We start from the raw sequence: 16354 nt of genomic DNA, 5'->3' as shown, positions 1-16354 counted from the left end.
AAGGGCTATGAAGCTTATACAGCAAGCACTTTAGGTTGCTTGTCGCCCCTTGAAGGGTTAGGGTTAACAATATCCGTACCTGTGCCTACTGTACCTCTAGCACCAGTTATATTACCGATGAGGTTGTTATTGTTACCATTGAATATGGCTGAACTTAAACTGGATGAAAGAAGATCAGGAGCATTACTACTTATATTTCCAGCAACAATTGTATTTCTCAAGTTAACTGTCGCACTCAGATTATAGATACCACCACCACCAGACCCAAATATGGAGGTAGTGATCCTATTATTGGTGACAGTGCTATTGATTAAGTTCAATACGCCATTAGAAGCGTATATAGCACCACCTTCATCACTTGCACTATTGCCACTGAGTGTAGTATTAAATAAAGCAACGGAAGTTCCGTTACTGCGTATACCGCCACCATCAGCACCACTATTACCACTGAGGGTAGTATTGATCAGAGTCAGTGAGCCATTAATAGTATAGATGCCGCCACCTTCGGTTCCTTGGTTATTACTAATTGTAGAGTTAATTCCAATTAGTGTTCCGTTATTGTATATGCCACCACCTCCTTGACTGGAGCTACCGAAGGCAATATTATTACTAATCTGCGTACCGTTGCGTATGTAAGTTAACCCACTGTTGGCAAGGCCTCCTCCTTTATTAAAAAAGCCGGATGCTGCATTGCCTGTAATGGTCGAATTAGAAACATCAAGAAAGCCATTTAGATCGACCTTAATACCTCCACCATGATCGGAAATACCACCGCCTGTAACCACTACATTCTGTAAGCTTAATTCTCCTCCACTGAGGACATGAAAAACGCGATCGCTATTTAATAAACCAGAGGCATCAATAGTGGCTTTCTCACCACCAACTGAGACAATATAAAGTACATTATTACGGCTCTTAATATCTAAATCTCCTGTGAAGGCATTATCTTCATTAATCCCGTTCGACGTAAGATTGTAAGTTACACCGCCAGTTAACCGAATTTCATACTCAGTATTCGGATTAGCATTAGCAATTAAAATTGCATCCCGCAGAGATAAACCATTAGCAGCACTACCATCATTTTGATCGGCTGTAGTATTGACTGTTAAAATAGTAATAGCCATATCACTGTCCTTATTCATCACAAATATGATGATGGCAGTGTAAAGTTCATCCTGAATAGGTGAAATGTCTAAGTATGCAATTAAAATTGCAGAAAACTGTATTGCTTAGTAGTTGTTTTTAATATACCCAGATTTCTCACAAAATTCTGATAACTTAACGTGAGTCTCCAACAAAGGCGCACGTTAACTTAATTCCAAAGTTTGTAGGGGTGGGTTGAGCGAAATACTCGTGAATTTCGAGTATATGGACTTCCAGATAAAAAATATCTTGGTATATTTCAATACAGTTCAGTCAAGGCAAAAACCTAGACTGGTGTAGGTTGGGTGGAGGAACGGAACCCAACATTCTCAAGACTTTGTTGGGTTCCGCTACCATTCTCTTAACTGAACCGTATTGCAGTATAAGTCCTAATATCTCAAGCAATACTTAGATTGACTCGCACAATCATATCATTGAAGTCTTTATCTCCCCCATTTGGTAAATCCTCAAAGCCAAAGACATTGTTTGCCAATAGACGAATATGATCAACTCTATTACGGTTAGCGCCCAAGAATGGAAAATATACGGCTGGGTCGTTATTGGGATTGTTATCTAAAATTGTCTGCGGTCTACCATTAATAATGATGAATGGTGCAAATAAAGAACCGGGTTGGAAAGTACCAGTATAAGTTGCAGTTCCTCTATTGTTCACGACCAAATCAATCCCAGGAACACGACCACGAATAGCAGCTTGAGTATAACCAGATTGTCCAGGGAGAATATCTGCGGAACCATCATTATTGGTGTCAATACCACCATTCTCATCAGTCACCTGATAGAAGCCGATGAAGTTGTTGAAAGCAGCATCTCTATTAACAACAAAATCAGCTTTTACTAATTGTGTCACGCCTCGTAAATCAATCAATTCTCCTTGTGCTTGACTTTGTAAATTTACACCTAAAGGTAAAGTTTGGTTTGTCGTCTGAATCTTGACTACTAAATCTTCAAATCCACTACTATTACCAAACCCGTCTTCCCATCCCAAGGAAAACCCATCTGTTCCTAAGTTAGTAATTTTTTGGGTTGAGGAATTAGCCAATACTACATCTGAGATAGGTGTGACTCCTGCTAGTACGGCATCGGTACTGCTGTTTCTGACTAAATAAAACCTCAAATTATCACCAGAATTAAATTCCAAGAAACTGGCTAGATTATTGGGGTTAAATCCGTTTGGGTTTTTAGCTATGGCTGAGAAAATTACTCTGGCACGTTGTAGCGCTGCTTCAGTGTAACCTGCTGCACCAGGAACAATACCATTAATAGTGCCATTAGCATCATCTACTGTAAAAACACTCAATTCATTGGTGAAATTGGAATTGCGTCTTGTAAGACTGACTTGGAGATTTACTTTGTTACTGTTGCCTTTGATGGTAAAGATATCACTGTTAGGGTTCTGAAATAATGGGATATCGTTATCAGTGATGCCTACTGCTAGAGAATTTATGGGAATGTTATTGTAATTAACATCGTTACTTATAGCCGTATGGCTAATAGTATCATTACCGTCACCTTCTACTAAGAAATCGTCTACTGCTGTTACAATGACATTTTGCGCTACATTCCAATTTTCGGTAGTGAAGGTTAAAGTTCTGGGATTAGTACGAATTTGTTGACCATTACTGATATTGATAATGACATCAGATGTAGGTTGACTAGTGAGTTTTATGGTGTAACTATCAGTTGTCCCATTTTCTGTAACTATAGTGTTATTACCAGTCTGGGTAATGATGACACCTGCATTATCATCATCGTTGATAGTGCCTTTAGCTGTAGCTGCTGTAGGATTGAGAATTGCACCATTCGTAGGATTGCTCAAGCTGACGGTAAAGCTTTCGTTTGCTTCAACTAAGAAATCTTGAGTGGTGTCTACAGTAAAAGTTTTTTGGGTTTCTCCCTGTTCAAAAGTCAGGGTTTGGGTTTTGGCTACAAAGTCAGTATTACTAGCTGTGTCTCCTGTGGTTATAGATGTAGATACCGTCACAGTTTGCTGAGTTTGGGTATCTGCTGTACGGTTAATGATGAAGGTGATGCTATTGCCTTCGGTGGCAGAAGAGTTGGTAATGGAGAAAATAGCGGTTGTATAGTCAAAATCATCTGGTGTCAGAGTGTTGGCTTGGATGTTTCTCAAAATGCCTAACTCTCGCACAGTATTATTTATTCTAGCTTTGACAACTGTATCAGCCCCGGTCTGCTGTAATTGCAAATCTTGGAATGTCCGCACTTCAGGGATGCCGGCAACTATGACTTTATCGTCATTTTTAGTAAAATCTAATACTTCGATGGGGATTTCGGGAACTGCTGCACTGGTGAGGAGAAATCTGTCTGCACCTGTACCTCCAGTTAATTGGCTACCTCTCCTACCACCGAAGAGTAAATCATCTCCAGCACCGCCAAATAATTGGTCAGTATTGATTCCACCAATCAGGATATCATCACCCTCATTACCATAGAGGATGTTATTACCCGTACCGTTAGAGACATCTAATAAATCATTTCCCAGTCCCCCAGAGAGGGTATTGTAACCACTACCGTCTAAAACTATCAGGCGATCGCTTCCTTGTCCTCCATCCAGGGTGTTATTTCCACCCTCGACCACAAACAGCTGGTCGTTATCATCGCCACCTTCTAGTGTATTGAAACCTAGACTACCCAACGCATATAGATAATCTTCTCCCGTATCACCTTTGAGGGTATCATTATTGTTGGCAAAGAGGCGATCGCTACCAGCACCACCCGCTAATAAATTATTTCCTTCACCGTTAGAAGCATCTAGAATATCATCGCCTTCCCAACCAAAAACTTGGTTATCTTTGTTGGCATATAACTCATCCACACCAGAAGTGCCGTTAATAATCATATACTATATTTTTCGCCTATTTCTTGTATATAAATAGCTCAATTATTGCGGCATTAATAAATAATTAATCACCAATAAATATGAACCCATACAACAATTAAAAAATGTTTATCGATAGATTATTAAAAGATTAAAATACATCCTAACCACCATAGAAACGACAAAAAATATGCCAATGAGTATTACAAAATAGCTTACTTTTTAGATAACTTTGCGTACCTCCGCGTAAATCTCCGAGTGCCTCTGCGTTGAGAAAAAACCAACTTTATGTAAAAAACGAGGGAATATAATCCCCTCGCATACTCAATCTTTTATTACCGCATTACTAACCCACCACACTGACAGCAAAAACAAAGTCAGTCGCAGTCAAACTAGTCGCGGTAATTCCTTGTAATGCAACTAAGTCAGTCGCGCCTAACTTCACCAAAGTATCAGCGCCTTGCTGTACCAAACTCAAAGCACTAAATTGCGTCACACCAACTCCACCCAGTCCAATTTTGTCAACACCGACAGCGAAGTCCGTCACAGTATTCTTGCTAATTGGTAAACTACCATTAGCAATCCAAAACTGATCAGCACCAGCGCCACCACTCAGACGATTACTACCGGCTTGACCTGCAAATAGCACATCATCACCATCACCACCGAACAAAGAGTCATTCACATTCGAGAATAATTTGTCATCTCCTGAACCACCATTCAGACGGTTATAACTACCGTTACTGGTGAGGGTGTCGTTACCAGAACCACCAAAGGCGAATTGACGGGAACCTTCGATGACTTGCAGAGTATCATTACCTGCTGCGCCAAAAAGGTTATTACTTCCACCTGCTTCAATCACGGTGATTTCGTCGTCACCATTACCACCGTTAGCTGTAGTATTGCTGGCGGGGCCATTCACACCAATGAAGACTTGATCATTACCATTGCCAGTAGAGACAGAAGCATCACTACCTACAAATACCGTATCATCTCCGTTGCCTGTGGAGATATTATTATTCCCAGGGGAATCTACTGTATCTGCACCATCACCCGTGAATAATATTTGACCGGGTTCCGCCGTAATCTCATCGCTACTAGGAGAGCCAAACTTAATTTCTGTAGCTTGTGGCTGTCCCAAACCAGGTGCAAGATTGAGGGGTTGCTCTAACCTCAATAAGATAATTTCGTTATTATCTATAGCTGGAGGACGACCAACGGAAAATGGATAGTTGTTGTCATTGGCGACCAAAATAGTGTTTGCGTCAACAACTACAACAGATTCAATGGTGGTAAAAGGGAAGTCAAAGGTTGTTTTACCATCCCTATTCAGGTCGTTAGGGTCTTGGATATTTAATAAATCGGCAATTTCTTGTTTAGCTACAAAGCCATTAGCATCTGTTTGAGACAGGTTGATTTTGTAAATTTTCTTGAATCTAGCTGAAGCGCCTTGACCTCCATCTCGTTCAATAACTAGGTACTCATTATCATTAATGACGGTGATTTCACCGATCGCATGAGCAGGATTTTCCAGCCTGTAATAGCGTAAATTATTGGTATAGCTACGGGTTGCTAGGTCAAATTCATTCAGCCGTAATGCACCTACAGGATCACCTTGGACTGTTCCTTCTAGAAGCATATAGAGCTTGGTCTTGCTGGCGTTAATTGCGCCACCTTCAAAACCTCTAGAACCACCCAAATTTGCTAAAGCATCTCCTGAAAGCACATCAGGGTTTTGGGGAGAACGGACTATATTGTTTCCAGGGAGGCTCAGTAGGTCGCGTACTCTATCTGCTGTAATGGGAAAGTCGGTAAATAAAGCATCTACACCTAATTGAAATAATTGCTGATACTCTAGTTCTGGATTTCCTTGATAATTCGCCGCTAAGTAACGCTCTTCGTCACGGAAGGTGTATGGGTGAACCTGCAAACCAACATTGTGAGCATCTTGAACTAAGGTAGTTGGCGGTAACAGTGTCTTATCAGCATCATTGACTGCGCCATCTCCATTGACATCATCTGCTTGTCCATCACCATTAGCATCAGTACCTCTGACACTAACAATCATGCGCTTCCAGGGGCCGATACCATCAGCATATTCAGCAATTTCCGCCAAGCCTGCTGGAGTGCGTAAATCGCCGTAGGTGCGAGTGTCACCACTAACGATAAAGTCATAGGGTCTAGTTTCTATGAGCCTACCGTTGATATCAACGTCAATGGCATCAAACAGTTGTACCAGGGGAATATCGACCCCAGCATTAGGCATGATCACATCATGCAGCTCTTTAAGATTGCCAACTTCAAAAGACTGGATGAAAATCCGGCTAGGATCAGTAAAGTTATTAGCCTTGAGGGTATCGATGAGAATCTGACTGATATTGCGGTTAATCTTCTCTGTTGTCCCTACATAGGTAGCTTCTTGAGCAAAATAAGTAGGATGCTTTGTTTCTGGATAAATACCAATCTTTTTCCCAGTCTCGGCTTCTACCTGTTTCACCAGGTCAATAATTTCTGTCAGGGTGGGAATGGTAAATTGACCGTTGAATGATTGGTCACGGAAAGGTAGACGCTCTATGGCTCGTAATTCTTTGATTTCCGCTAAAGTAAAATCTTCGGCAAACCAACCAGTAATTTCTGTTCCATCTAAATTTACCGTTTTTAGGCGATCGCTAAACTTGGCAATTTGGTAAACGTTCGTGGTTGTATTGCTGAAATTAACACTACCATCAGCGTTCAACACCGCTAAAGCAGGTTCATGGCGAGCAATTAACACACCATCTTTTGTCACAACCAAGTCTGGTTCGATAAAGTCTGCACCTTGTTCAATAGCCAGCTTATAGGACTCTAGGGTGTGTTCTGGACGAAAGCCGCTTGCACCCCGGTGTCCGATAACTTCAGGTGCTGTACCATCTAAAGTCTTGAAGCGGTCTGGTGTGGCGATAGGTGCATCCAACAATTTACCCGTAGCATCGAAATGTAGTAAATAGGGGCCAAATTCGTCACCTACCCAGATAGAACCATCTTTATCAATGACAAAAGACTCAATGTCTAAATCTGCGCCTGTCAGTAATCTGTCAGCACTACCTTCATTCACTATCTGGAAAGGAATTTTGTTATTGGGGTCAGATAGTTGGATGTAGTCTAAAATCTTAACGCTGCCATCACCATTCTCTACGCCTCGAAAATTCGGGTCTAAACGATAGATACGTAGTAGGTAGTCAGCACTATTATCTTTACTACCGTAGCCATTATCGGACAAGAAGTAAAATGAGCCACTATTGGCGAATTGTACTGCACTAAAGCCCTGCACTGGCTGTCCAGGGAAAGGGCCTGTCCTACCGTTTCCGGAAATACCATTACCAGAAGCTGGCCCATCAGCATAGGTATCAGCCGCGAGAGAAGCGAAGCCCACTAACTGAACATTTACCACAATATTTAATCCTCAAATTTTTAGGTACACATCATGAATGGTGCAAGAGGCGCTGGGAGTTAGGAACTCCGCACTCATCACAATCAGAGAACTTGACTATTCAAGATAGGACTTACCCATGAAAACGAAAGATCAAGGGTTTGGAGAAGGGTATGGGGGTATAGGGGTATAGGGGTATAAATGTTTGAAACCCTTACACCCCTATACCCTTACACCCTTACACCCCGTCTCAACAGAAAATCTGGGTGCGTAAGTCCTGAAAGGAATTATGGGAATTTGAAGATTAAGAAAAAAATAAGTTCAAAAGAACTAATGGTTAAAATACTGTTTTTCCAAAATAGTTAGTTATTTTACCTTTTCCTATTATTCTCTTAATCTGAATTCAGTAAAGTTCCAGTGCCTATTTACACGGACAAAATTACTAAGAATTAATTTTTCCTAGCTAAAGAAAATATCACAAGCTAGCCAGCCCTATTCAAGGGCAGGGCGATGCTTTGTGTTGGTTTTGCAGATTTTTACCATCTTACTTATTAATCATTATGACAGCTACAACATTGAAGCCTGGAGATATTGCGATCGCTGGTTATAACACCACTAATCCTGATAGCATCCGTTTAGTGGTACTTGTGGACATTGGTGCTGGTACAACCTTCAACATTACAGATAACGGTTGGCAATCTAGTGGTAGCTTCCGCACTGGGGAGGGAGTTCTCACTTATACCGCGCCTCAAGACATCTCTGCGGGTACAGTTCTCACTTGGACAAATGGCAGCAGTAGTAATTCACCAGGGTTTAACTCCAATAATCCTAGTAATTTTGCCCTCAATGCTAGTGGTGACTCGCTGATTGTTTATACAGGAACATTAGCCAGTCCAACTTTAATTTATGCGCTGAGTTCTGGTAACTGGACTAATGCAACTAGTGCTGCCACATCTGCTGAACCCACTGTGACAAACGGTGGCACACTAGAAACTGGCAAGACAACAGTGGCTATCACTGGTACAAACGGCTACTATAGCGGTTCTACTGTGGGAACTCAGGTAGAACTACTAGCGGCTATCTCCAACCCAGTAAATTGGACAGCTAGTTCCACCATCACCGACATTACCAATTGGCGTTCATCATTCACACTTTCTCAGCCTTTACCCAACATCCAAATCACCGAGTATATGTACCAAGGTACTAACGGTGAATTCATGGAGTTTACCAACCTTGGCACTACCGCCGTAGATTTTACTGGCTGGAGTTACGATGATAGCGGTCGCACAGATGGCACTGTTAGTTTGAGTGCCTTTGGAATTGTGCAGCCTGGAGAATCAGTCATCCTCACAGAAGCGACTGAAGCCGATTTCCGCGCCGCCTGGGGATTGTCTGCTAATGTCAAGGTCATTGGCGGATTGACAAGAAATTTGGGACGGAGTGATGAAATTAATCTGTACGATAACAATGGTCAACTCATAGACCGCCTCACCTATGGAGATGAAACCTTTACAGGGACGATTCGCACCCAGACTAGGAGTGGTTGGACTGAGCCGGGGAATTTAGGTGCTGTTACTATTAATACTGATTGGCAGCTTTCTACTGTCGATGATGCTCAGAATTCTCGCACCTCTACAGGTGGTGATATTGGCAACCCAGGCTTTTATAACATTAACAACACACCCCTACCAGGTATAACCATTACTCAATCTGGTAGTAGCACAGATGTAACTGAAGGTGGTGTGACAGATAGTTACACCATAGTCCTGAAAACTCAGCCTACAGCAGATGTCACAATTAACATCACTGTTGATAATCAGGTGACAACCAGTTCTTCAGCCTTGATTTTCACTTCCCAAAACTGGAATATAGCCCAAACTGTAACGGTGACTGCCGTCAATGACAATGTAATTGAAGGTACACACACTGGCACGATCGCCCACAATGTTAGTAGTAGTGACACCAATTACAACGGGATTGCGATCGCTAACATCAATGTAAATATTACCGACAACGACGCACCACCCAACACCAATGTCAATGTCCAAATCACCGAGTATATGTACACCGGTGCTAATGGTGAATTCGTCGAGTTTACCAACCTTGGTACTACCCCAGTAGACTTTACTGGCTGGAGTTTTGATGACAATACTCGCATTGCTGGTTCCTTCAATCTCAGTGCATTTGGTATCGTCCAGCCTGGGGAGTCGGTAATTTTAACGGAAACTGCGGCGGAGACATTCCGTACTGCGTGGAACCTACCCACCTCAGTAAAAATCATCGGTAACTCTAACCAAGGTTTGGGACGCACTGATGAGATTAACCTGTATGACAGCACCGGCCAGCTAATAGACCGCCTCACCTACAATGATGAAGGATTCACCGGGACTATTCGCACCCAAAACGCTAGCGGTTGGACGAAAGCAGCGAATCTTGATGGTTTTGAGATTACTACCAACTGGCAGCTTTCTGCCATTAATGATGGTCAAAATTCCCGCTTGTCTACAGGTAATGATGTGGGTAACCCAGGGACTTACATTCCTAACCCTGTATCCACTGTAGGCGCGCCGAAAATTGAAGTTAATCCCAGTACAACAGACTTCCTTGATGGGCAAAACCTACCTGTTCCCTTACCCAAAATTGGTGCTGGTGCTATTAGTGGTGTCATTAACGATCCTACCGACCCAGCAAGGACATTAGGTATTAACTTTACCTTAAGTGATACTGACACGCCAGTTGAAAACCTGACAATCACAGTTACTAGTAGCAATCAGGCGGTTGTCCCTGATGCCAACCTGACCTTAACTGGTACTGGTGCAGAACGTAATCTAAAAATTAATCCTGTTGGTGTTGGTTTAGCCAATATTACCGTTACCGTGAGTGACGGTACACTCAGCAGTTCCTACATCATTAACTACGCCGCCTCAGCCGGATCTGTTAGTCCCGATACCCGTTTCCTGACAGGGACAAGTGACGCTTCTAGTGCGATCGCTATTGATGCCAATTATATGTTTGTTGCTGACGACGAAGACCAAACAATTCGGCTGTACGATCGCCGTAATTCTGGTTTACCACTAGCCAGCTTTGACTTTACCTCATTACTCGGCTTATCTGGTTCCAGTGAAGTAGACATCGAAGCTTCTACCCGCATTGGTAACACAATTTACTGGTCAGGTTCCCACAGCAACAACAGTAATGGCAACGATTCACCCAACCGGGAACGGATTTTTGCCACGCAGATTTCTGGTACAGGGGCAAGTGCTAGCCTGACATTCCAAGGTTACTATCAATTCCTCGAAGATGATTTAATTGCTTGGGATAATAACAACGGTCATGGCTTGGGTGCTGGCTTTTTAGGGCTGGCTGGGAGTGCTGCAAATGGTGTATCGCCGGAAATTCGCAATGGCTTCAACATTGAAGGCTTGACAGTTGCACCCGATGGAAATACCGCTTACGTTTCCTTCCGTGCGCCCAATCAACCAACAAGCGATCGCACTAATGCCCTAATTATTCCTGTTACTAATTTGACCAGTATCTTGAATACCACAGGCGGCACATCTGGTACTGCTAGCTTTGGTGCGCCTATCTTCTTGGACTTAGGCGATCGTGGTATCCGCAGTATTGAGCGTAACGCTAGTAATCAATACTTGATTATTGCTGGCCCCCCAGGTGGTGCTACAGGCATAGCCCCCAATGATTTCCGTCTCTACACTTGGACTGGTAATGCTACTGATGCACCTGTATTACGTATTGCTGATTTAACAGCGTTGAATACTAACGGTAGCTTTGAATCCATTGTGGAAGTGCCAGATTCCCTCACCAACGATACCCAAATTCAATTGCTGGTAGATAACGGCGATACCGTCTGGTACAACAACGGTACAATTTCCAAAGACTTAGCTCAGGATAACTTCCAAAAATTCCGCAGTGAAGTCATAACCCTTGGTTCTCCAGTCCTCACTCTACCAGTCGGGGCAATTTCCCTCAAGACTCCCTACTCCCAAGAGTTTAATAGTCTGATTAGTTCGGGTTCAGAAACCTGGATTGATAGTTCTACAATCGCTGGTTGGTATACTGCTAGAACCGGAACCGGCACAACCATTGTCGCCGCAACTGGAAGCAACACCGCAGGTAATCTCTACAGCTTCGGTTTAGACGGTTCAGACCGTGCTTTAGGTTCTATCGGTTCAGGTAACGCAGCCGCAGGTACATTTTACTGGGGTAGCAGGTTTTTTAACGACACTGGTAGGGTAGTTAATCAGCTGTATGTTAACTATTACGGCGAACAATGGCGCAGTGGTGGTACTACTTCTAATCCTCAAACCGTTGATTTCCAATATCAAATTGGTGCTGCAAGCTTAACTGGTGGTACTTGGGTTGATGTCAACAATCTAGATTTTACTAGTTTGGTCAACAATACGGCTGCTGGCGCACTCAATGGTAATGCAAGTGCCAACCGTAGTTTAATCTCCGGCACAATTAGCGGTTTATCCCTCAATCCTGGGGAGGAAATTTGGTTACGTTGGGTTGACATTGACCATCCAGGTACTGATCATGGTTTGGGCATTGATGATGTGAAAGTTTCCACCGCCCCATTACCTAGCATTACCTTAATTGAGTCTGGTAGTAGCACCAACGTTACTGAAGGAGGGGCAACGGATACCTACACCATCGTCCTGAATACCCAGCCCACAGCTGATGTTACTGTCACCATTAACCCTGATTCTCAAACTACAACTACTGTCAATACTCTCACCTTTACCCCTGCTAACTGGAATACGCCCCAAACTGTAACGGTAACCGCAGTTAATGATGACCTCGTAGAAGGCACACACACCAGCGTGATTACCCATACAGTAACTAGTAATGATACTAGCTACAACGGTATTAACATCGGCTCGGTTACTGCCACAATTACCGATAATGATGTTGCCCTCACCATTACCAAAATTCACCAAATTCAAGGTAGTGGTACAGCCTTTAACTCTGCTTTTGGGGGTATTCGCACAATTGAAGGCGTTGTGGTTGCCGCATTCCCCGGTGGTTCCGGTCTGAATGGCTTTTTCGTCCAAGAAGAAGATGCAGACGCTGATAATGACTCTACAACTTCTGAAGGTATCTTTGTTTTCGACCCCACAGGCCAGTTCTCTGGTAGCGTTGGTGCTAAAGTCCGGGTGACTGGAACTGTGAGCGAATTTAGCACCAACAACGGTGTCAGCAGCCTGACCCAACTTTCTAGCGTCAGCAGCATTATCAACTTGGGTGCAGACATACTACCGACAGTGAGTAATATCCAGTTACCTGTGACGACTGTCGCAGATTTGGAACGCTACGAAGGGATGCGGGTAAATATCAGTGCTGGTAGTGGGGATTTAACTGTTACCGAACATTTTCAACTCGGTCGCTTCGGTCAGGTAGTTCTCTCTGCAACTGGTACTAGTAACCAACCAGGTACGGATGGCAGGCTGGAACAATACACCCAATTTAATGACCCCAGTGTTGCTGGCTACGCTGCTTATTTAGACGAGATTGCCAAACGACGGATTATCTTAGATGACGGTAGCAGCACACAAAACCCTGCATCCATTATCTTTGGTCGTGGTGGTGAACCCTTAAGTGCTACCAACACCCTACGGGGCGGCGATACCGTTGCTAGTATCACCGGCGTTTTAGACCAACGCTTTGAAGGATACCGCGTTCAAACCTCAACAGGCGTAGACTTTACACCAGCCAATCCTCGTCCAACAACCACACCAGATGTAGGCGGTACACTCAAGGTTGCCAGCTTTAACGTCCTGAATTACTTCAACGGTGATGGTACTGGTAGCGGCTTCACCAGTTCTGAACAAAGGGGTGCAGAAAATCTGACTGAGTTCAACCGCCAGCGTGACAAGACAATTGCGGCTATTCTGGGGTTAAATGCCGATGTTGTAGGTCTGATTGAAATCGAAAATGATGGTTACGGTGCTAATAGTGCCATTCAAGATTTAATTAATGGACTCAATGCCGTTGCAGGTGCGGGTACTTACGCTTTTATTAATCCAGGACTGTCTCAACTAGGTACGGATGCGATCGCCGTTGGTTTGATCTATAAACCCAATAGTGTCACTCCCATTGGTGCAGCCGCCACAGTCGCCGATGGCTTTGGTCAAGGTGCCTTTAATAACAATAACCGTAAACCCCTAGCCCAGACTTTCCGACAAAACTCCACAGGTGAACAGTTCACAGCCGTCATCAATCACTTTAAATCTAAGGGTTCCAGTTCTGGAAATCTTGGTGACGCTGACGCTGGTGATGGTCAAGGTTTATCTAATGGGACACGGACTCGTGCATCCCAAGATTTAGCAGCATGGTTAGCAACCAATCCCACGGGAACTACTGACACAGATTATCTCATTCTCGGCGACCTCAACGCCTACGCCCAGGAAGACCCAATTAAGGCTTTGGAAAATGCCGGATATAACAACCTGTTGCCAAATACCACCTATTCCTATGTTTTTGATGGTCAGTGGGGTGCTTTAGACCATGCTTTAGCTAATGCCTCACTGACTGCACAAGTAAGTGGTGCTGTCAAGTGGCATATTAATGCTGATGAACCCAATGTTCTCGACTACAACACCAACTTCAAGTCAGTAGGACAACAAACCAGCTTATACAGTCCTGATGCTTTCCGTTCTTCAGACCATGACCCGGTGATTGTAGGGCTAAATTTAAACACTGCACCCATAGCTGTGAATGATATAGCTACGACCAATGAAAACACGGCTGTCAACATTAACGTCCTGACTAATGACAGTGATGCGAATGGTGATGCTTTACAACTGAGTTTGGTATCTACTCCTGTCAACGGTATTGCTGTTGTCAATGACAATGGTACACCAGGTAACTTTGCTGATGACTTTATTACCTATACGCCTAATACTGGCTACCTTGGCAGTGACAGTTTCACTTATGGTATTAGTGATGGTAAAGGTGGCACAGCAACAGCATCTGTGAGTCTGACGATCAACGCTAGTGGCGGCATAGTTGGTACTCCAGATAACGATATTCTCACAGGCACTAATAGGAATGATCTCATCCGGGGCTTGGGTGGTAATGATTTATTAATAGGTGGTAACGGTAACGATACCCTATATGGTGACAGAGGCAAAGATATCTTACTAGGTGGTAACGGTAACGATACCCTGTATGGTGGTGACGGCAATGATACCTTAATCGGTGGTAATGGCGATGATTTGTTAGTTGGTGGTCAGGAAAGTGACTTATTGATTGGCGGTAACGGCCGCGATCGCTTCTATCTGAGTGATACTAGAACTGGAGAGTTTGATATCATCACTGATTTTAAAGTCGGGCAAGATACAATGTTGATCTCCAAGACAGAATTTGGACTCAGTCAAGCTTTGGGTACACTTAATCCTGCACTCTTCCGCCTCGGTAGTAATGCGACAGCAGCAGGCGATCGCTTCATCTACAACAATACTACAGGTCAACTGTTTTTTGATGAAGATGGCATTGGCGGTGCAGCCAAAATTCAAATAGGTTTGTTATCTAATAAACCCGCAATCACTAGTAGCAGTATTACTATAGCTGCTTAAACTTTCTTTCCAAACAACCCCAGTTTTTCAAAAAACTGGGGTTTTTGTTTAGGGAATACCAAAACATAAATTAACGTGAGTTCGATGGAACTAAAAAATGGCAGGAGGTAGTGCAGATAAGTCTTTTGGGTAAATATCAATGGAAGGTTTTTTAGGCAAATAGGTATAAGCAGCTAAACCAGCCATCAAATTAACCAAAAAGTTAAATAGACTAAGATGACGAGAGTATAGCCCTCGGCAACGCTTCGCGAACAATTTGACAGATATTTTTGAGATGATCATTGACCGATTCAATTACTGCCCCGCTAAATTAAAAATTTAGCGGTCTACAATTAGTGGCGGGTCTGAATCCCCCACGAATTGATTCTGATTCCTGAATTCTGACTTCTGGATTCTTCTTCAATGGTATATCTAATATTCCGTTTATCTAAATCCACAGGGAGTTTCCAACCAACATTTATACCCCCACACCCCTATACCCCTAAATTCCAGACAAATACTTAGCCAATTGTTCAAGTACAAGAGATTGAGCAGAGTGCAGAAAAAAGTGGTCGCCGGGGAACATATGTAAGTTAAAGTCAGCCTTTGTTTGTTCTCGCCATGCTTGCAATTCATCACCACTAACTTCTGAATCTTGTAATCCTCCAAAAACTGTAATGGGACATTCTAAAGGTAATTCAGGAGTATAAATATAAGTTTCTAAAACTGCAAAATCAGCCCGTAAAATCGGCAAAAATAGCTGCATTAGTTCTGAATTTTCTAATACGGTTGATGGTGTACCGTTGAGATGGCGTAGTTCTTCTATAAAAGCTGGTTCGGGTAGATTATGAATAGGTGGATGTAAGTTGGGAATGTGGGGTGGGCGACGACCGGATATGAACAAGTGAACCGGATGAATATCATACTGTTTTTGCAGGAAACGCGCTACTTCAAAACTGACCAAGCCGCCCATGCTATGCCCCAGGAAGGCAAAGGGCTTGTCTAAATATGGGTAGATAGCGGAGGTGATCGCATCCACAAGCGGTTCCATTTTCTGAAGAGGCGCTAACTGTATCTGTCTTCCTCGTCCAGGAAGTTCAATAGCACAAACCTCTACAGATGCAGGTAGATAATTTGGCCAAGTGCGAAAAATAAAAGAACTACCACCCGCATAAGGAAAGCAAAATAAACGCGAAGCCGCTACAGGATTTGGCTTGGGACAAATCACCCAAGAGTTGTAACTGGATGTATTGGTCTTCATCACGTTGAATTATCCCAGATTTTTCTCAATAAAATTATTGTAGAGAAGTTAAACCTCTCTGCAAATAGAAAGTGGGAAATTATTTATGATGCTTACCTGAGCCTGTCTAT

Annotated in this window: 5 protein-coding genes and 1 pseudogene; 1 reads left to right on the top strand and 5 read right to left on the bottom strand. The window is 43.2% G+C overall.

Features of this window, described 5'->3' with window-relative positions; genetic code table 11:
• Window positions 1–14: 14 nt before the first annotated feature.
• The 3 genes from ACM5QX_RS22980 to ACM5QX_RS22970 form a co-directional block, all read right to left on the bottom strand.
• The gene (locus ACM5QX_RS22980) at window positions 15–1124 is read right to left on the bottom strand and encodes a hypothetical protein (protein ID WP_414755671.1); all 1110 of its coding nucleotides are present in this window, start codon (window positions 1122–1124) and stop codon (window positions 15–17) included.
• A gap of 416 nt (window positions 1125–1540) precedes the next feature.
• Complete coding sequence (locus tag ACM5QX_RS22975; protein WP_414755670.1) at window positions 1541–4021, bottom strand: DUF4114 domain-containing protein; 2481 nt, start codon at window positions 4019–4021, stop codon at window positions 1541–1543.
• Window positions 4022–4346: 325 nt separating this feature from the next.
• Window positions 4347–7430: an esterase-like activity of phytase family protein gene (locus ACM5QX_RS22970; protein WP_414755669.1), complete on the bottom strand. Its 3084-nt coding sequence runs from the start codon at window positions 7428–7430 to the stop codon at window positions 4347–4349.
• Window positions 7431–7969: 539 nt separating this feature from the next.
• Here ACM5QX_RS22970 and ACM5QX_RS22965 point away from each other — a divergent pair.
• Entirely contained in the window at window positions 7970–15004 is a 7035-nt protein-coding gene (locus ACM5QX_RS22965; protein ID WP_414755668.1) for an ExeM/NucH family extracellular endonuclease, read from the top strand.
• A gap of 90 nt (window positions 15005–15094) precedes the next feature.
• Here ACM5QX_RS22965 and ACM5QX_RS22960 read toward each other — a convergent pair.
• A pseudogene (locus ACM5QX_RS22960) lies at window positions 15095–15305 on the bottom strand (hypothetical protein); the annotation flags it as partial.
• Window positions 15306–15485: 180 nt separating this feature from the next.
• Window positions 15486–16244, bottom strand: coding sequence for a thioesterase II family protein (locus ACM5QX_RS22955; RefSeq protein ID WP_414755667.1), 759 nt, complete (start codon window positions 16242–16244; stop codon window positions 15486–15488).
• Window positions 16245–16354 lie beyond the last annotated feature (110 nt).

This window comes from Anabaena sp. CCY 9910 (assembly GCF_963920875.1).
Classification (GTDB): domain Bacteria; phylum Cyanobacteriota; class Cyanobacteriia; order Cyanobacteriales; family Nostocaceae; genus Trichormus; species Trichormus variabilis.
This window is presented reverse-complemented; position numbering and strand designations above follow the sequence as displayed.

What these genes read in the sequence shown, in the direction of transcription:
- ACM5QX_RS22980 (WP_414755671.1), bottom strand. Translation starts at nt 1,124, where the DNA reads ATGGCTATTACTATTTTAACAGTCAATACTACAGCCGATCAAAATGAT.
- ACM5QX_RS22965 (WP_414755668.1), top strand. Translation starts at nt 7,970, where the DNA reads ATGACAGCTACAACATTGAAGCCTGGAGATATTGCGATCGCTGGTTAT.
- ACM5QX_RS22955 (WP_414755667.1), bottom strand. Translation starts at nt 16,244, where the DNA reads ATGAAGACCAATACATCCAGTTACAACTCTTGGGTGATTTGTCCCAAG.
- ACM5QX_RS22975 (WP_414755670.1), bottom strand. Translation starts at nt 4,021, where the DNA reads ATGATTATTAACGGCACTTCTGGTGTGGATGAGTTATATGCCAACAAA.